The following is an 18543-nucleotide window of genomic DNA, read 5'->3' on the forward strand; positions in this document are numbered from 1 at the left end:
GGCACCGCCGCAACCGCTCCAGGAGAACCACCGCACATGTACGAGCTGAACCGGGTCCGCCTGTACTCGATCGGACCGGCCGGTGCCCGCTACGCCGACACGGTGCTCGACCTGCGCGGAGTCGGCGAGCCGGTCCCCGAGCCGCAGCCGCAGCAGATCGGCCTGTTCGGCGAGGAGCCCGAGGGCCCGCAGCGCCGCCCCGCGCCCGCCGGCGTGCTGTTCCTGGAGAACGGCGGCGGCAAGTCCGTGCTGCTCAAGCTGATCTTCTCGGTGATGCTGCCCGGCCACCGCAACACCCTGGGCGGCGCCTCCTCCGGCGTGCTGCGCAAGTTCCTGCTCGCCGACGACTGCGGCCACGTCGCCCTGGAGTGGCAGCACACCGTCACCGGCGAACTCATCGTGGTCGGCAAGGTCAGCGAGTGGCGCGGCCGCCAGGTCTCCTCCGACCCGCGGAAGTTCGCCGAACTCTGGTACTCCTTCCGGCCCGGCCCCGGCCTCACCCTGGACGGCCTGCCGGTCGCCGAACGCCCTGCCCTCACCGGCGACCAGCAGACCCGCGGCCGCCGCCGCACCATGAAGGGCTTCCGCGACGCCCTCACCGAGGCCGGCAAGGCCCAGCCGCACCTCGACGTCACCTTCGAGGAGATCCACGACCGCTGGATCGAACACCTCGGCGCCCTCGGCCTCGACCCCGAACTCTTCCGCTACCAGCGCGAGATGAACGCCGACGAGGGCGAGGCGGCCGGCCTGTTCGCGGTCCGCAACGACGCCGACTTCACCGACCTGCTGCTGCGCGCCGTCACCGACACCCGGGACACCGACGGCCTCGCCGACCTCGTCCACGGCTTCGCCGCCAAGCTCGGCCGCCGCTCCGAACTCGCCGCCGAACGCGACTTCACCGCCGGCTCGGTCGACCTGCTGCAGCGCATCGTCGACGCCACCGCCGCCCGCGAGACCGTCCGCGAGGGCCACCGCGCCGCCGAACGCCGCACCCGCAAGCTCGCGCTGTCGCTCGCCGCCCGCTCCGCCGTCGAACGCGACCGGGTCCACGACCTGGCCGTCGAGGTCGCCGCCGCCGCGAGCGCCGTCACCGCCGCCGAGACCGACCGCACCCGGCACTCGCTGATCGTCTCCGAACTGACCTACCGGCACGCCACGTTGGGCCTGGAGGCGGCCACCGCGGGCGCCGCCCGGCTGCGCCGCGAACTCACCGACGCCCGCGCCCAGTTCGCCGCCTGGCAGGCCGCCGAGGCGGTCCTGCGGCACCGCGCCGCCGCCGACCGGGCGGCCCGGGTCGCCGCCGCCATCCGGGAGGCCGAACTCGACGCCGCCCCCGCCCTCGCCGCCCGCGACCGCGCCGCCGGCGCCCTCGCCCGCGCCCTGGAAGCCGCCGCCGCCTCCGCCGAGACCCGCGCCGACCAGGAGGAGCTGCGGGCCGGCGAACTCCAGGAGGACGGCGCCGCCGCCCAGTCCGAGGCCACCGCCGCCGCCACCGCCGCCCAGAAGGCCCGCTCCGAGGCCGAGCACCTGCGCCAGCGCCTCGGCGAGGTCGAGCAGGAGACCGCCGCCGCCGTCGCGGCCGGCTGGATCGACGACCCCGGCGCCGAAGCCGACCCGGCCCGCGCCGCCCTCCAGGCCGCCGACGCCGGAGCCACCGCCACCGAAGCCCTCGACCGGGCCCGCACCGCCGCCGACCAGGCCGCCGCCCGGGCCCGCGAAGCCGCCGCCGCCGAAGCCCGCGCCGACCTCGCCGCCGCCCGCGCCAGCGACGCCCGCGCCGCCGCCGACCGCGCCCTGGCCGCCGAACAGCGCACCGCCGCCCAGCTCGCCGCCGAACCCCGGCTCGCCGAACTGCTCTCCCTGACGCCCTACCAGGACGGCGCCCAGGAGTCCGAAGGCTTCCTGACGCCCCGTCAGCTCGACGCCTCCGCCGAGGACCTGCGCGAACTGCTCGACCAGTCGGTGGCCACCGCCGAACGCACCCTGTTCGACCTGCGCACCGCCGCCGCCGACGACTCCCGGATCCTCGCCGCCCTCGGCGACGGCGGCCTGCTGCCGCCCGGCCCCGACGTCCTCGCCACCGTCGAACACCTCGGCGAGCAGGGCATTCCCGCCCTCCCCGGCTGGCGCTACCTCGCCCAGTCCGTCGACCCCGCCGACCACGAGGCCATCCTCGCCGCCCGCCCCGAACTCGTCGACGGCGTCGTCGTCACCGACCCCGCCTCGCTCGACCGGGCCCGCGAAGCGCTCGCCGCCGCCGCCCTGCTGCCCCGCTCCACCGTCGCCGTCGGCACCGCCGCCGCCCTGATCGCCCCGATCGAGGGCGAGCCCGCGTACTTCCTGGTGCCGCCGAACCCGGCCATGCACAACGAGACCGCCGCCGACGACGAACGCCGCGAACTGCGCACCCGCGCCACCGCCCGCGAGGAGCACATCCGCGAACTCGCCGCCCGCCTCGGCGGCGACCGCGCCCTCGCCGCCCGGCTCGCCTCCTGGCACGCCAGCTGCCCGCCCGGCACCCTCGCCGAACTCGCCGAGAACGCCGCCGCGGCCGCCCTGCACGCCGAGACCACCGCCGCCGAACTCGCCACCCTGCGCGCGGAGCGCGCCGACGCCGACACCGAGCACCAGGCCGCCGCCGCCCGCCACGAGGAGTGCCGGGACGCCGCCCAGCGCGCCCGCCGCCGCGCCGACGCCCTCGAAGGACTCGCCTTCCGGCTGCGCGAACGCCCCAACTGGACCCGCCGGCTGCGCGAACTCGCCGACGACGTCGCCGAGTGCGAACGCCGCCAGACCCAGTGCGCCGAACGCGCCCGCACCTGCGACGAGGACCGCCGCGCCGCCCAGCGCGCCGCCGACGACGCCCGCCGCACCGCCCGCACCCTGCGCGGCGAACGCGCCGAGATCGCCGCCGTCGGCGCCGGTGCCGAACCCGACACCGCCGTCGCCCCCGCCTCGCTGCCCGCCCTGCGCGAGGCGTACCGGGCCGCCGCCCAGCTCTACGAGAAGGTCGGCGTCGGCGCCGACCTGCGCGCCGAACAGGCCCGCGCCGAGAGCGACGAGACCGCCTCCGCCGCCGAACTCGACCGCCTCAGCAACAAGGTCAAGGCCCGCGCCGAGGAACTCCTCGCCAGCCCCGACGGCGCCGACGGCCCCGCCCGGCAGGCCGCCGCCGCCCGCGCCGAGGAACTCGTCACCCTGATCGAGGCCCGCTCCGGCGCCGCCTCCGAGGAGGTCGGCCGCCTGCGCGGCGACGCCGAACGCTCCGCCCCCGCGGGCGGCGAGGCGCACACCGAACTCCCCGAGGACCTGCTCCCCGCCGACCCCGAACACGCCCAGGCCCTGCTGCGCACCGCCACCGCCCTGCTCGCCGAACGCCGCGAACGCGTCGAGGCCGCCCGCACCGAACACGGCGACCTGCAACGGACGTCCGACCAGGCGCAGGCCGCCGCGGGCGACTTCGAGGAACTCGCCGGACAGCTCCGCGACGCGCTGCGCGACAACGGCGAGGAGACCGACCCCGAGGCCGACGCCTACCTCGGCTCGCTGGCCGCCGCCCGCTCCGCCGTCACCGACACCCGGCGCGCCATGCGCACCGCCGCCACCGAACTCACCGGCGCCGAACTCGCCGTCCGGGACGCCGCCGACGCCCTCGTCCGGCACGCCAACGCCGCCCGCTACGAGGCCGTCCGCACCCCCGCCCGGCAGCAGATCCGCGAACTGCCCGCCGCCGCCCTGCCCGACCACGCCGCCGCCTGGGCCGCCGCGTTCGCGCCCCGGCTGCGCGTCCTCACCGACGAACTCGCCCAGCTGGAGCGCAACCGCTCCTCCATCGTCGACCGGCTGCGCGGCCTGGTCGAGACCTCGCTCGGCACCCTGCGCGCCGCCCAGCGCCTCTCCCGGCTCCCCGAGGGCCTCGGCGAGTGGTCGGGCCAGGAGTTCCTCCGGATCCGCTTCGAGGACCCGGACCACGCCGTCCTGGTCGAACGCCTCGGCGAGGTCATCGACGAGGCCACCCGCTCCGCCGTCAGGAAGAACTCCGACCTGCGCCGCGACGGCATGTCCCTGCTGCTGCGCGGCGTCGCCGCCGCGATCGGCCCCAAGGGCGTCTCGGTCGAGATCCTCAAGCCGGACGCGGTGCTGCGCGCCGAACGCGTCTCGGTCGGCCAGATGTCGGACGTCTTCTCCGGCGGCCAGCTGCTCACCGCGGCCATCGCCCTGTACTGCACGATGGCCGCGCTGCGCGCCAACGACCGCGGCCAGTCCCAGCTGCGGCACGCCGGCACGCTGTTCCTGGACAACCCGATCGGCCGTGCCAACGCCACCTACCTGCTGGAGCTGCAGCGCGCCGTGGCCGACGCGCTCGGCGTCCAACTCATCTACACCACCGGCCTGTTCGACACCACCGCACTCGCCGAGTTCCCGCTCGTCATCCGGCTGCGCAACGACGCCGACCTGCGGGCCGGCCTCAAGTACATCTCGGTCGAGGAGCACCTGCGCCCCGGCCTCCCGGCCCCGCAGGGCCCGGACGGGCCGACCGTCCACGGCGAGATCACCGCGACCAGGGTGTTCCGCAAGCCGGAGTAGCCGGACACGCGCCGGGGCCGCGGTACCGGACGGATCCGTCCGGTACCGCGGCCCCGCGGGTTCGTCAGCCCTTCGTCGAGACGGTGACCGAGGCGACCTTCATCGGGTGGCCGGGTTCCGTCGCCTCCGTGGGCGAACTGCCGTACGCGGCCGGGAGGTTGCCGCCGATGGCGACGTTCAGGATCAGGAAGATCCCGTGGTGGACGGCCTGGTCCCAGGCGGCCGGGTCGACCTGGTCGGCGGTGACCTCGAAGTACTCCCGGCCGTCGCGCAGCCAGCGGACCCGTTCGGGGCTGGTGGAGCGGTCGACCTCGACGGTGTAGGTGTGGAAGGCGCCCCAGCAGTCCGCGCAGGGCTGCTCGCCCGAGCCCAGGCCGTTCGGTTCCTTGCACGGCCCGCCGGGGGTGGTGCCGCAGTGCAGGGTGCCGAACACGCCGCGCCCGCCGACGGATTCGAGCACGTCCAGCTCGCCGACGCCGGGCCAGCCGGTGTACCCGTCGCGGAGCTTGCCGCCGAGCGCCCAGAACGCGGGCCAGTACCCGGCCGCGGCCTTGCCGTTGACGGCGGGGAGCGCCAACTCGGCCTCCACCCGCAGGATTCCGCCCGCGGGGGCCGCGAGGTCGGCCCGCCTGGACTCGATCCGCCCGGAGGACCAGCGGCCGGCCGGGTCCCGGGTCGGGGTGATCTCCAGCGCGCCCTTGCCGTCCAGGCGGACGTTCTCGGCGGAGTCGGTCATGGTCTCGACCTCGCCGGTGCCCCACTGGGCGGCCGGGCAGCCGGGGTAGCAGGTGCCCAGGTCGTACTGCCAGGTGGCGGGGTCGGGCTTGGCGCCGGCCGGGCCGTCGAACCCGTCGTGCAGCAGGGTGGTCCACCCGGTGCCGAACGCGCCCGCGTCGGTGAGGAGTTGGTCCAGTCGCGGGGTGAGGACCACGGCCGCGGCGTTGGTCAGGTGCGAGTCGTCGCGGTACAGCAGCACGTGCTCCAGGACGGCCGGGCAGCTGCGCCCACTGCCCGGGCAGAGCACCGAGTTGACCTCGACGGTTTTGACGCCTGGGAACCTCCCGGCGGCGATCTCCTCGGCCAGCGGGTCGGCGTACAGGCCCTCGGTGCGCGGGAAGTCGCAGGCGGAGGTGGTGTCGGGGTGCCCGGAGACGCAGGCCGGGACGTCCAGGCCGGGGTTCGGGGTGTCCTGCAGGTAGACGATCGGGACACCCAGTTCCCGCAGCGGGGTGAGGGTCTGCTCCCAGCCGTGCAGCAGGGCGGCCCGGTCGGCGGTGTAGCGGTTGAGCGTGGAGACCACGATCAGCTTGGGCTTCGGGCCGTCCTTGAGCCGGGTCAGGGCGTTCGCCCGCCAGGTGTCGCACTCGTGGTAGGTGCGTCCCAACTGCGGGTTGGTGACGGTGAGTTCGGGCAGCGGGCAGCCCTGCTTGACCAGCTCCTCGACCGACAGGCGGTGCTGGGCGGCGATGCCGAGCAGCGAGGAGAACCACTGGCCGGCGTGCGAGTCGCCGAGCAGCACGATCCGGTCGTCGCCGGTGCCGAAGCGGCACGGCGGGCTGGTGGTGTCGGCCGGGTCCACCTCGCAGGCGCCGTCCGGCGGGAAGTCCTGCCGGGCCTGGACGGGGTTGGGCACGGTCGGCGCGTGCGGGGGCGGCGCGGCGGCCAGCAGGCTGCTGCCGGTGCGGGCGCCCGGCGGCAGGCCGGACGGGTCCGGGGGAGTGGCCGGGCCCAGGTTGCGGATGGTGCCGGAGCCGACGACCAGCGCCAGCAGCACCGGGAAGACCACCGCGGTCAGGCCCAGCGACAGCCCGCGGCGCGGGATCTCGCCGAGCACCGCGCTGCGGCGCAGTGGCTGCTCCAGCCAGCGCAGCGCGGCGTACGCGGGCAGCGCGGCGGCGGCGGTGAGCGCGGCCTTGACGCCCCAGTGCAGGGCGCCCCAGTGGGCCTCGGCGAGCACTAGCACCGGCCAGTGCCACAGGTACAGGTTGTAGGAGAGCCGGCCGATCGCGCGCGGCGCGCCGAGCGACAGCGCCCGCCCGACCAGGTGGGTGCCGCCGGAGCCGGCCAGGACGATCGCGGCGGTGGCGGCGGTCGGCAGCAGCGCGGCGTAGCCGGGGTAGGGGGTGCGGGCGTCGAACAGCAGCACCGCGGCGAGCACCCCGGCCAGGCCGCCGAGGCCCATCAACTCCCGTGCAAACCTGGGTATTTGATTGATCGGCAGCAGGGCGATGACGGCACCGGCGGCGAACTGCCAGGCCCGGGTGGGCGTGGAGAGGTAGGCGCCGGCGCTCCAGTGCAGGGAGAGCCAGAAGGAGCCGGCGCCGAGCAGCAGGGTCAGGCCGAGCAGGGTGCGCCGCCGCCAGGCCCAGCGGGCGGCGAGGGCCAGCAGCGGGGCCCAGAGCAGGTAGAACTGCTCCTCGACGGCGAGCGACCAGAAGTGCAGCAGGGCGCTCGGGTCGCGGCCGGCCGCCAGGTAGTCGGTCTGTTCGGCGACGAAGCGCCAGTTGGCGACGGACAGCGCGGAGGCGAGGACGTCGCGCTCCAGGTCGGCGCGGCGCAGCGGCGCGGTGAGCAGGGCGCCGAGCACGGCGGTGGCGGCCAGCACGACGGCGGCCGAGGGCAGCAGCCGGCGGGCCCGGCGGGAGTAGAACTCGGCGAGCCGGACGCGGCCGGTGCGCGCGGTCTCGGTGCGCAGCAGGCCGGTGATCAGGTAGCCGGAGATGACGAAGAAGACGTCGACGCCGACGAAGCCGCCGGCCAGGCCGGGTACGGCGGCGTGGAAGGCCAGCACGGCGAGGACGGCGACGGCCCGCAGGCCCTCGATGTCGGGTCGGAACTTCGGCCGCTCGACCGGTGCTTGGCTCAGCACGACGGTGAGCGGGGCGGTACTCGGGGCGGTACTGGTGGACACGGGAGCGTGGACCTTTCAGCCCAGCCAGGGCAGCATCGGGGCCGCCCAGCCGGAGGCGAGCAGGGCGATCAGGGCGAGCGTGCTCGTGACGGCGAGGGCCTCGGGCCAGCGCCGCGGACGCATCGCGGGGTGGGCCCCGGAGTCGGCGGATGCGGTGGGCTCGGCGGACTCGGTTGCGCGGGGCCGGAGTTCGGCGTACAGGTCGCGGATCAGCGGCACGCCGAGGTGCAGTTGCACGGCCAGGTACAGGGCCAGGCCCCAGGTGGTGTTCCAGCCGTGCAGCCAGGTGGCGGCGGCGACGCCGATGCCGGTGGCGGCCAGCGTGCCGGCCGTCCAGAGCAGCGAGACCAGCAGCACCTTGCGGGCCATGCCGCCGGAGCGGCCGGGCTTGGCGACGCCGGTGGGCACCCAGGCGGCGCTGCGGCCGCGGGCGGTGTGCCAGTAGGCGGTGGCGGCGGCGAAGCTCATCAGCACGTTGGCGCGCAGCACTTCGGAGCGCCAGCGGGTGCGGCTGACCCGGGGCAGCAGCACGTGCCACAGCCACAGCAGGGAGAGCATCGGCAGCACGTACCAGGCGCGGACCTCGCCGGGGAAGGCGAACAGCATGACCAGCGGCGGCAGCGGGGCGGTGAGCACGTTCACGGCGGCGGCCAGGTAGCCGACGATGCCCTCGTCGAAGCAGCGGCGCATCCGCCAGGTCATCGCCTTGCGGGTGGCCCGGTCGCCGATCAGGTGCAGGTTGCCCATTGTCCAGCGGTACTGCTGGTTGACGAAGCTGGTGGTGGAGTCCGGCGAGGTGCCCTTGGCGACCAGCACCGGCACGTACCGGGTGGTGTAGCCCTTCTGGTGCAGGGCGAGGCCGGTGTACATGTCCTCGCTGTGGTCGAGCCGGGCGAAGCCGCCCGCGGCGTCGATCGCGGCGCGCCGGTAGACGGCGTTGGAGCCGCAGCAGATGGCGGCGTCGGAAGCGTCCCGGCTGGGCTGCACCCAGCGGAAGAACCACTCCTGGGCGGAGCCGGCGGCGCGCTGCACCCAGCCCATCGAGGCGTCGGTGTCGAAGCACTGCGGGCTCTGCACGATGCCGACCTTCGGGTCGCCGAAGTACGGCAGCAGGTGCTGGAGCAGGTCGGCGCGGGGCGCGAAGTCGGCGTCCAGGATGGCCACGTACTCGCCGCGGCTGAGCGTCAGCGCGTGGTTGAGGTTGCCGGCCTTCTTGAACTCGCCGCGGTTCGGGCGGACCACGTAGTGGTAGCCGAACTCCTGGGCCAGCGCGGCGACTTCGGGCCGGTCGGCGTCGTCGAGCACCCACACGTCGAGCTGTCCCGGGTAGGTGGTGCGGGCGACGGCGCGGTAGGCGTTGGCCAGGATGTCGAGCGGTTCGCCGCAGGTCGGCAGGTACAGGTCGACGGACGGCGGTTCGGCGGGCTGCCAGGCGGCGACCAGCAGTTCGTGGCCGCCCCGGGTGAAGCGGCGGCGGCGCAGGCCGTTCAGGCAGGTCAGGGCGAGTGCGACGGCGTTGACGCCGAGGACGGCGAGGAACGGCCACAGGGCCGGGGTGCGCAGCGAGAAGCTGAGCATGGTGCCCGCGCTGAGCGTGAAGGCGAGCGCGGAGAGCAGCGGGACCCAGCGGCGCTGAGGCCCGAAATACCAATAGAGCTCCTGATCGGAAGGTGGTGACGGAAGGTGATTGGCAGTCATTGGGCCCCCCACGGCCAGACATTGACACCTGTCGCCGGTCAGATTACCCGATTGGTATAGACCAAATGACCACGGGGGATGAACAGTGGCTCAACTCCGGTGAAGGGTGCGTGACCAGGCATGACCGTGTCACGAACGGGCGTCGCGCCGGTGCGCGCGGGGCCTCCGGGGCGGGTGACGTGCAGAGTGGCGCCCCGGTTCCGATCATGGAGTGGCGGGCGTTCGCCGAACGGGGTGGCGTGATTCCGCCGGGAGTTGACGGCCCGTCAGATGGCGCTCGGTAGTCGCCGCGGCCGGGTCAGCGCGCGGCGGGCGCGGCGCTCTCGGCGCTCTCGGCGCTCGCGGCAGGCGCCGCGGCGTTCGCCGGGGCGGCGTTCGGGCAGGCGCGCGCGGCGGCCAGCACCGCGTCCAGCAGGCCCGGGAAGCGGGCGGCCAGGTCGTCCTCGCGCAGGGTGTTCATCTTCGAGGTGCCGCGCCGGTGCTGCCGGATCACTCCGGCCTCCCGCAGTACCCGGAAGTGGTGCGTCATCGTCGACTTGGTGACCGGCAGCTCGAACGCCAGGCAGTTCAGCTCGCTGCCCCCCGCGCACGCCAGCTCGGCGACGATCCGCAGCCGGATCGGGTCCGCCAGTGCGTGCAGCACGCAGACCAGCCGGAGCTCCGCGGTGGCGGGCTCGGGCAGCAGGCCGGGGCAGTCCCGGTCGTGGTCGATGGTCACGCCGCCATAGTACGACACCTCTCGTAGTTTGACAGATGTCGTAGTACGGTGAGTATCGTACGAAGCGAAGCACGCGAAAGCACCCCGATCCCGGACCACAGGAAGGACAGGCAGCCGTGAGCGCCCTGTTCGAGCCCCTCACCCTCCGCTCGCTGACCATCCCCAACCGGATCTGGCTCAGCCCGATGTGCATGTACTCGGCCGCTCCCGAGGGGCCCGACACCGGCGCCGCCACCGACTTCCACCTCGCCCACCTCGGCTCCCGCGCCGCCGGCGGCGCCGGACTGGTGATGGTCGAGGCCACCGGCGTCCGCCCCGACGGCCGGATCTCCCCGTGGGACCTCGGCCTGTGGAACGACCGCCAGCAGGAGCAGCTCGCCCGCGTCACCGCGCTGATCACCCAGCACGGCTCCGTCCCGGCGATCCAGCTCGCCCACGCCGGGCGCAAGGCGTCCAGCAACCACCCGAGCAAGCGCGGCGGCCCGCTCCCGGTCGAGGAGGGCGGCTGGCAGGTGGTCGCCCCGTCCCCGATCCCGTTCGACGAGGGCCACCCCGTCCCGGCCGAGCTGACGGAGGCCCAGATCGCCGAGCTGGTCGAGGACTTCGCCGCCTCCGCCCGCCGCGCCCTGGCGGCCGGGTTCCAGGTCGTCGAGGTGCACGGCGCCCACGGCTACCTCACCCACCAGTTCCTCTCCCCGGTCTCCAACCACCGCACCGACGGCTACGGCGGCGACTTCGCCGGGCGCAGCCGCTTCGCCCGCGAGGTCGCGGCCGCGGTCCGGGCCGTCTGGCCCGCCGAACTCCCGGTGTTCTTCCGGATCTCGGCCACCGACTGGCTCCCCGAGGAGCCCAGCTGGACGGTCGAGGAGTCCGTGCTGCTGGCCAAGGAGCTGCAGGCCATCGGCGTCGACCTGGTCGACGTCTCCACCGGCGGCAACGTCCCGCACGCGAAGATCGCCGTCGAGCCCGGCTACCAGGTCCCGTTCGCCGAGACCGTCCGCCGCGAGTCCGGCCTGCCGGTCAACGCGGTCGGCCTGATCACCGACGCCGCCCAGGCCGAGCAGATCGTCGCCGAGGGCCGCGCCGACGCCGTCATGCTCGGCCGCGAGCTGCTCCGCGACCCCTACTGGCCGCTGCACGCCGCCCGCGAACTCGACGTCCCGCGCAACTGGCCCGCCCAGTACGGCTACGCGGTCGGCCCGCGCGGCTGACCCCGTCGCGGCCGACCCCCGCCACGGCGGGAAGGCCGGCGGGGGACGGCCGGCGGCGGAACGGGCGGCGGGGTGCACCTCGGGGGTGTGCACCCCGCCGCCCGGCCGTTCCGCCCGGGTTCCGAACACCCCGCTCAGGCGACCAGTTCGGCCTCCGGAGCCGGGTCGTCGTCGTCCGCCGCGTCCGTCCAGCGGCCCGGCTCGACCATGAACGCGCCGAGCGCCACGCCCAGCAGCGGGATCGCGGGCAGCACGGTCAACACGCCCTGCGGGCCGTGCTGCTGGGCGATCAGCCCGAACAGCGGCGCGATCAGGCCGCCGATGCTGACGGCCAGGCCCAGGGTGACGCCGGCCGCGGTGCCGGGGCGGTTGGGCAGGTAGTCCTGGCCCAGCTTGACCAGGACGGCGAACGGCAGGTTCAGCGCCGCGCCCGCCAGCACCGCGAACAGCAGCGGCGCCCACGCACCGGGCGTCACCCGCAGCAGGACCAGCATCGGGACGGTCAGCGCGGTGCCCCACTGCGCGGTGCGGACCATGCCGATCCGGTCCGCGAGCCGCCCGCCGCCCAGGGTGCCCGCGACGCCGCCGAGCAGGAAGCAGGTCAGCGCGGCCCCGGCCAGCAGGTGCGAGGCGCCCAACTGCCGCAGCCAGTACAGCTCGATGAAGGTGCTGACGCCGAAGAACACCACCGAGCGGACCACCTCCACCCCGGTCAGCACCAGGAACGGCCGCCAGCGGTCCTTCCCGGCCCGCTTCGCCCCGCCCCCGGCGTGCGGGTACGTCCGGTGCCGGGCCCGGAACAGCACCGCCGCCATCACCAGCGCCGGCAGCACGAACACCGCCGTCGCCCGCACGCCCCACGCTGCCAGCAGCGGCGTGGCCAGCACCGGCGCCAGGAAGAACCCGACGCTGCCGCCCGCCGCGAAGACGCTCATCGCGCTGGTGGAGTCGCCCGCCGCCTCCCGGGCCGCCCGCCCCGCCGCCGGGTGGAACGCCGCCACCCCGAGGCCGGAGAGCAGCACCAGCAGCCACACCAGCGCGTACCCGTCGGCCAGCCCGCTCAGCCCCACGCCCAGCCCGGCCAGCGCCAGCCCCGCCGCCGACAGCCAGGGCAGCGGACGCCGGTCCACCAGCAGGCCGACCAGCGGCTGCGGGACGGCGCTGCCCAGCGTCGCCGCCAGCGTCAGCCCGCCCGCCGCCACGTACCCGTAGCCGCGCTCCAGCACGAAGTACGGCACCACCGCGGGCACCAGCCCCTGGTACAGGTCGTCCACGGCGTGCGCCGCGCCCCACATCCGCATCCGGCGCCACACACCGGCCAGTTCGCTCGTCATGCGCACCAGCCTGGCGGCCGGGGCGCCGTGCGGGCTTCCGGTACTCTGCCAATCCATGTCGCCAACCCGCCAACCTGCCCCGGACGGCCCGGACGGCCCGGACGGCCCGGACGCCGCAGCAGCGCGGGCCGCCGCAGCAGTACGAGCCGCGCCCGCCGCCGCCCACGCGTCCGCCGCGCACCAGAAGGAGACCGGCCCCAGCCGCCACCCGCTGGCCCACCGGGAGCGGATCGACTGGCACTGGCACGACGTCAACCAGCTGATCACCCCCGGCCGCGGCGCCCTGGAGGTGCGCACCCCGTACGGGCAGTGGGTCGTCCCGCCGCACCGCGCGGTGTGGCTGCCCGCCGGGGTGCCGCACACCCACCGGGCGCACGGGCCGAGCGAGTTGCGCTGCCTGGTCTACCCGGCCGGCACGAACCCGCTGCGGCTCGCCGCGCCCGCCGTGCTCGCCGCCACCCCGCTGCTGCGCGAGATCATCGCCCACCTGACCGGCCCCGACGCCCCCACCGGACGCCCCGCCCGGACGCTCGAACAGGCCGCGCTGGACCAGCTCGCGCACGCCCCCGAACTCCCGCTCGGCCTGCCCAGCCCCACCGACCCCCGGCTGCGCGACCTGGCCGACCTGCTCGCCGCCGACCCCGCCGACGACCGCTCGCTGGCCGAACTCGGCCGCGCCGTCGGCGCCGCCGAACGCACCCTCAGCCGCCTGTTCCGCCGCGAACTCGGCCTCGGCTTTCCGCAGTGGCGCACCCAACTGCGCCTCCAGCACGCCCTGGTGCTGCTCGCCGAGGGCCGCTCGGTCACCGCGACCGCCGCCGCCTGCGGCTTCCGCTCGCCCAGCGCGTTCATCGAGGCGTTCCGGCACGCCTTCGGCACCACCCCCGGTCGCCACCGGCAGAGCTGACGGCCCGTCAGTACCCCCGGGCCCGCTCGCCGTTCCGGTGCTCGCGCGAACCGTCCAGCGGGGCCGCCGAGTTGGGGGCCCGGCGGCGGGAGGCGGCGACCTGGCGGGAGACCACCACGTCGATCAGGCACCAGGCGGTGAGGAAGACGCCCAGCGCCATCAGCGCCAACGCCGGTGTCAGCAGGCCGGTGTGGGCCCAGGAGGCGAGCAGCGCTACCACGAACGCCACCACCGTGAACGCGAACGACATCCCGGCCCGGACCGCGGCCGCCCGCACCTCGTCCGGCAGCCGGCCGCGCCGACGAACGGCCATCGCCCACCCCCTGTCGGTCGCGCACCCGCCCGGGCGCGCCAGGACCAGCCCTGCCCCCACCCGGACAAGGCTATTCCGCCGACCGGGCCGATCCAGCCGACAGTGGGCGTGTCGCGCCGACACCGCCCCGACTCCCCGTCAGGATCGTATTCCGCCCCGCAAGAGCGCCGTTCCGGCCGTTCGGCCACTCCGGGCCGGTCACGCCGGTCGGGGCCGGCCAGGCCGGTCGGGCCGGTCGGGGGCGGTCAGTCCGGCAGGGTGGCGTCCAACTCCTCCAGCGCGCCGACCACGATGGTCCGCATCGCCCGTTCCGCCAGCTCCGGGTCGCCCGCGCAGATCGCCTGCGCGACGTCCCGGTGCAGCTGCACCGCGTACTCGCGCGGCCGGTGCGGCATCAGCCGGTGCTCGGTGCGGCCGGTGAGGACCGCGCCCACGGTGTCCTTCAGGTGCGCGAACATCTCGTTCCCGGAGGCCCGCAGCACCGCCGCGTGGAAGGCGATGTCGTGCGCGAGGAAGGCGTCCAGGTCGGCCGCCCGGGCGGTGACGGTCAGCTCGACGGCCAGCGCGCTCAGCTCGCGGCGGTCGTCGTCCCCCGCGCACCGGGCCGCCAGCGCCGCCGCGGCCGGCTCCACCGCGACCCGCAGCGAGCCCAGCGAGCGCAGCTGCGCGGAGCGGTCCGCGCCGGCCAGCCGCCAGCGGATCACCAGCGGGTCGAACACGTCCCAGTCGGCCTTCGGCCGCACGGTGGTCCCGACCCGCCGCCGCGGCTCGACCAGCCGCATCGACTCCAGGATCCGCACCGCCTCCCGGACCACCGTCCGGGACACCCCGTGCTGCTGCTCCAGCTCCTCCGCCCGCAGCACCGTCCCCTCCGGCAGCTCGCCGGAGGCGATGGCGGGGCCGAGGACGGCGAGCAGGCGGCCGGGCAGACCCTGGATCTCCATCCGGCCAGCTTATCGGCGCCCTCCCGGGGAAGGCGGCCCCCGTCCCACCGCCCTTCACCAGCGCGAACGCCAAAAAGTATGACGATTGGGTTTCGGGCGCTTGAATAAGTCATACCTTTGCGTCAAGGTTGCCCACGCAAGCAGGCAAGGACAGGAGCACCACCCATGGCTCTCAGCGCCGAGAACCAGCAGCCGCCCGTCGTCGTGGTGATGGGCGTCTCCGGAGTCGGGAAGACCACCGTCGCCCGACTGCTCGCCGACCGCCTCGACCTCCCGTACGCGGAGGCCGACGACTTCCACCCCGCCGCCAACATCGCCAAGATGAGCGCCGGGATCCCGCTCGACGACCGCGACCGCCTGCCCTGGCTGCAGGCCCTCGGCGGCTGGCTGGGCGAACGGGCCGCGGCGGGCAGCGGGGGAGTGGTCACCTGCTCCGCGCTCAAACGCCGCTACCGCGACGTGCTGCGCGCCGCCTGCCCGGACGCGTTCTTCCTGCACCTGTCCGGCAGCCACGACCTGGTCGGTGACCGGATGGCGCACCGCACCGGCCACTTCATGCCGACCTCGCTGCTGGACTCCCAGTACGCCGCCCTCGAACCGCTGCAGGCGGACGAGAACGGCACCGTGCTGGACGTCGGCGCCGACCCCGACACGCTCGTCGGCCGCGCCGTCGCCGCCCTGGCGCAGCGGAACGGCTGACCCCCACCCCCCACGTCACACCCCCGCCACCGGCCGCCCGACAGCCGGACGGTGACGGCCCGTCAATGGAGACCCCCGTGACCCCCACCCTGCTGGCGGCCGGCGCACCGGCGCTGCCGCACACGGCGAGCAACGGACAACTGCTGCTCGCGGTGCTGCTCAGCATCGGTGCGATCGTGCTGCTGATCACCCGGTTCAAGCTGCACCCGTTCCTGGCCCTCACCCTCGGCTCCGGGCTGCTCGCCGCCGTCGCGGGCGCGCCCTTCGACAAGCTGCTGGCCAGCTTCTCCACCGGCTTCGGCTCCACCGTCGCCTCGGTCGGCCTGCTGATCGGCCTGGGCGCGATGCTCGGCAAGCTGCTCGCCGACTCCGGCGGCGCCAACACCATCGCGGACACCGTGCTGGCCCGCACCGGCCCCAAGCTGCTGCCCTGGGCGATGGCGCTGATCGCCGCCGTGCTCGGCCTGCCGCTGTTCTTCGAGGTCGGCGTGGTGCTGCTGGTGCCGATCGTGCTGCTGGTGGCCCGCCGCGGCAACGCCCCGCTGATCGGCATCGGCATCCCCGCCCTGGCCGGCCTCTCGGTGCTGCACGGCCTCGTCCCGCCGCACCCCGGCCCGCTGGTCGCCGTCGACGCCCTGCACGCCGACCTCGGCGTCACCCTGGCGCTCGGCCTGCTGATCGCCGTCCCCACCCTGATCGTGGCCGGCCCGCTGTTCGGCCGCCTCGCCCAGCGCTGGGTCGGCCCGCTGGCCCTGCCCACCGAGACCGGGCCCGCCGACACCGCCCCGGTCGACACCGTCAAGCGCGAGCGCACCCCCAGGTTCGGCGCCGTGCTGGCCACCATCCTGCTGCCGGTCGTGCTGATGCTCGGCAAGGCGCTGGCCGACGTGGTGATCGACGACCCGAAGGCCACCGGCCAGCGGATCTTCGACTTCATCGGCTCCCCGCTGATCGCCCTGCTCGCCGCGACCCTGCTGGCCATGCTCACCCTCGGCCGCGCGGCCGGCTTCGACAAGGGCAAGATCTCCGACACGGTCGGCTCGGCGCTCGGCCCGATCGCCGGGATCGTGTTCATCGTCGGCGCGGGCGGCGGCTTCAAGCAGACCCTGATCGACGTCGGCGTCGGCCAGGCCGTCAGCGAGTGGTCCGGCAAGTGGCACATCTCCGCGCTGCTGCTCGGCTGGCTGATCGCGGTGCTGATCCGCCTCGCCACCGGCTCCGCGACGGTCGCCACCATCACCGCCGCCGGCATCGTCGGCCCGCTGGCCGCCGGCATGTCCACCAGCCACGCCGCCCTGCTGGTGCTGGCCATCGGCGCCGGTTCGCTGTTCCTGTCGCACGTCAACGACGCCGGGTTCTGGCTGGTGAAGGAGTACTTCGGGATGAGCGTCGGCCAGACGCTGAAGTCCTGGTCGGTGATGGAGACGATCATCTCGGTGGTCGCCATCGCGCTGATCCTGCCGCTCAGCCTGATCATCTGACCGACCCGAACCGCTGCGCCGTACCCACCCGGCCCCCAAGACCGCGACGCCCTCCGGATTTCCCGCTTCTCCCGGAGGGCGTCGCCTCTTTCCGTCCCGCCGCTACCCCTGGAGCAGCTCCGCGGTGCGCTTGCGCACCTCCGCACTGTCCAGCCCGCGCACCGTCAGCGTGGTGCGCCGCCGCAGCACGTCGTCCACCGTGTACGCCCACTCCTGCCCGGCCGCGTACACCACCTGCGCCCACACGTCCGGCCCGTCCGGGTGCACCCGCTCGCCCAGCTCCGGGCGCTCCGCGATCAGGCGGGCGATCTCGAACGAGAGCGTCCCGTAGTGGGTGGCCAGGTGGCGGGCCACCAGCGGATCCATCCGGGAGCCCGGCTCGCGGTCGACCAGCAGGCGGCGGGCGACGGCGCCCGGGGCGCCGATGCCGGGGAGCGGGACGGTGGCCGGGATCGGCGAGACGTCCTCGGCCAGGCCCACGCCCGGAGCGTGCTTGAGCCTCTCCAGGATCACCCGGCCGATGTGCCGGTAGGTCGTCCACTTGCCGCCCGCCACCGACAGCATCCCGGCCCGGCCCGCGGTCACCACCGTCTCCCGCTTCGCCGCCGCCGTCGTCCCCGGCCCGCCCGGCAACACCCGCAGGCCCGCGAACGAGTACGTGATGTCCTCGCGCCGCAGGTGCTCGCCCCGCACCGCGTGCCCCGCCTCGAACAGGATCTGGTCGACGTCCGCGTCGGTGGCCCGGACGTCCAGCGGGTCGCCGGTGTACTCCTCGTCGGTGGTGCCGAGCAGGACGTGGTCCTCCCACGGAATGGCGAACGACACCCGGTAGTGGTCGATCGGGATGGTCAGCGCGGCCCGCCACGGCGCCTGCCGTCGCAGCACCACGTGCGCCCCCTTGGACAGCCGGATCGACGGCGCTGCGCCCGCGTGCTCCATCCGCCGCAGGTGGTCCACCCACGGGCCGGTGGCGTTCAGCACCAGCCGGGCGTCCACCCCGAACTCGCTGCCGTCCAGGCGGTCGAGCACCTCCGCGCCGGTGACCCGGCCGCGGGTGAAGCGCAGGCCGGTGACCTCGGCGTGGTTGAGCACCACGGCGCCGGCCTCGACGGCGGCGCGCACCGTCATGACGGAGACCACCCGGCCCAGGCCGTCGCGGAACGCGGACAGCGCGGAGTAGAGGAAGACGCCCGCGCCGAGTTTGGGGGCGGAGTGCGGGCCGCCCTTGTAGACGGGGACGAAGAAGGTCAGCGGGTTGACCAGGTGCGGGGCCACGTCGCGGGAGGCGACGCGGCCGGCGGCGCGCTCGGCGCCCAGGGTCGGGATGGTTGCCATGGTGTGTGGTGGGCGGCCCGGCGCACGGCCGGTCCGCGTCTCCTTCCGATCGGTGCGGTCCTGACGGGCCCGGGTCACAGTTCCGGCCGCTCGTCCTGGTCGATCCAGCCCATGGTGCGCTCCACGGCCTTCAACCAGTTGCGCCGCTCGCGCTCGCGCGTGTCGGCCGTCATCTTGGGCGTCCACTCGGCGGCGCGGTGCCAGTTGGCGCGCAGCGTGTCCAGGTCGTCCCAGAACCCGACCGCCAGACCGGCGGCGTAGGCGGCGCCAAGCGCGGTGGTCTCGGCCACGTACGGCCGCTCCACGGGGGCGTCGAGGACGTCCGCGATGTTCTGCATCAGCAGGTTGTTGGACGTCATGCCGCCGTCGACCTTCAGGGCGGTCAACGTCACCCCGGAGTCCTTC

General features: G+C 75.0%; 13 protein-coding genes. 5 read left to right on the forward strand and 8 right to left on the reverse strand.

Features of this window, described 5'->3' with window-relative positions:
- Positions 1-36: 36 nt before the first annotated feature.
- Complete coding sequence (locus tag IH44_RS0115920; protein WP_030460211.1) at positions 37-4587, forward strand: hypothetical protein; 4551 nt, start codon at positions 37-39, stop codon at positions 4585-4587.
- Positions 4588-4651: 64 nt separating this feature from the next.
- Here IH44_RS0115920 and IH44_RS0115925 read toward each other — a convergent pair whose 3' ends face one another.
- From IH44_RS0115925 to IH44_RS0115935, 3 genes are all read right to left on the reverse strand, one after another.
- A complete protein-coding gene (locus tag IH44_RS0115925) occupies positions 4652-7498 on the reverse strand; it encodes an acyltransferase family protein (RefSeq protein WP_030460212.1) in 2847 nt (948 codons plus the stop codon).
- Positions 7499-7513: 15 nt separating this feature from the next.
- Positions 7514-9196, reverse strand: a complete 1683-nt coding sequence (locus IH44_RS0115930; protein ID WP_030460213.1) for a glycosyltransferase family 2 protein — start codon at positions 9194-9196, stop codon at positions 7514-7516.
- Between the two features lie 298 nt (positions 9197-9494).
- Entirely contained in the window at positions 9495-9914 is a 420-nt protein-coding gene (locus tag IH44_RS0115935; protein WP_051816945.1) for a metalloregulator ArsR/SmtB family transcription factor, read from the reverse strand.
- A 116-nt stretch (positions 9915-10030) separates the two neighbouring features.
- Here IH44_RS0115935 and IH44_RS0115940 point away from each other — a divergent pair, with 116 nt between their 5' ends.
- A complete protein-coding gene (locus IH44_RS0115940) occupies positions 10031-11125 on the forward strand; it encodes an NADH:flavin oxidoreductase/NADH oxidase (protein ID WP_030460215.1) in 1095 nt (364 codons plus the stop codon).
- A gap of 134 nt (positions 11126-11259) precedes the next feature.
- Here the strand turns inward: IH44_RS0115940 and IH44_RS0115945 are convergent, their stop codons facing one another.
- Positions 11260-12459 carry an MFS transporter gene (locus tag IH44_RS0115945; protein WP_030460216.1) on the reverse strand — a complete coding sequence of 400 codons (1200 nt, stop codon included), beginning with the start codon at positions 12457-12459 and terminating at the stop codon, positions 11260-11262.
- A gap of 55 nt (positions 12460-12514) precedes the next feature.
- On the opposite strand from IH44_RS0115945, the gene IH44_RS0115950 reads away from it, so the two are divergent.
- Entirely contained in the window at positions 12515-13366 is an 852-nt protein-coding gene (locus tag IH44_RS0115950) for a helix-turn-helix domain-containing protein (protein ID WP_081966912.1), read from the forward strand.
- Positions 13367-13373: 7 nt separating this feature from the next.
- Here the strand turns inward: IH44_RS0115950 and IH44_RS0115955 are convergent, their stop codons facing one another.
- Positions 13374-13679, reverse strand: coding sequence for a hypothetical protein (locus IH44_RS0115955; protein ID WP_051816946.1), 306 nt, complete (start codon positions 13677-13679; stop codon positions 13374-13376).
- 245 nt (positions 13680-13924) lie between these two features.
- Positions 13925-14623, reverse strand: coding sequence for a FadR/GntR family transcriptional regulator (locus tag IH44_RS0115960; protein WP_030460219.1), 699 nt, complete (start codon positions 14621-14623; stop codon positions 13925-13927).
- A 165-nt stretch (positions 14624-14788) separates the two neighbouring features.
- Here IH44_RS0115960 and IH44_RS0115965 point away from each other — a divergent pair, with 165 nt between their 5' ends.
- Positions 14789-15322 (forward strand): gluconokinase, encoded by a 534-nt coding sequence (locus tag IH44_RS0115965; RefSeq protein ID WP_051816947.1) that lies wholly within the window; start codon positions 14789-14791, stop codon positions 15320-15322.
- Between the two features lie 65 nt (positions 15323-15387).
- Positions 15388-16803 carry a gluconate:H+ symporter gene (locus IH44_RS0115970; protein ID WP_051816948.1) on the forward strand — a complete coding sequence of 472 codons (1416 nt, stop codon included), beginning with the start codon at positions 15388-15390 and terminating at the stop codon, positions 16801-16803.
- Between the two features lie 102 nt (positions 16804-16905).
- On the opposite strand, the gene IH44_RS0115975 is transcribed toward IH44_RS0115970, so the two are convergent.
- Together IH44_RS0115975 and IH44_RS0115980 are read right to left on the reverse strand one after the other, a co-directional pair.
- On the reverse strand, positions 16906-18138 hold the full coding sequence (locus tag IH44_RS0115975) for a glycerol-3-phosphate dehydrogenase/oxidase (protein ID WP_030460222.1): 1233 nt from the start codon (positions 18136-18138) through the stop codon (positions 16906-16908).
- A 74-nt stretch (positions 18139-18212) separates the two neighbouring features.
- Positions 18213-18543 (reverse strand): FGGY-family carbohydrate kinase (locus IH44_RS0115980; RefSeq protein ID WP_255358069.1); only part of this gene is annotated, 331 nt, incomplete at its 5' end.

Source organism: Kitasatospora sp. NRRL B-11411 (assembly GCF_000721345.1).
GTDB classification, from domain to species: Bacteria; Actinomycetota; Actinomycetes; order Streptomycetales; family Streptomycetaceae; genus Kitasatospora; species Kitasatospora cineracea.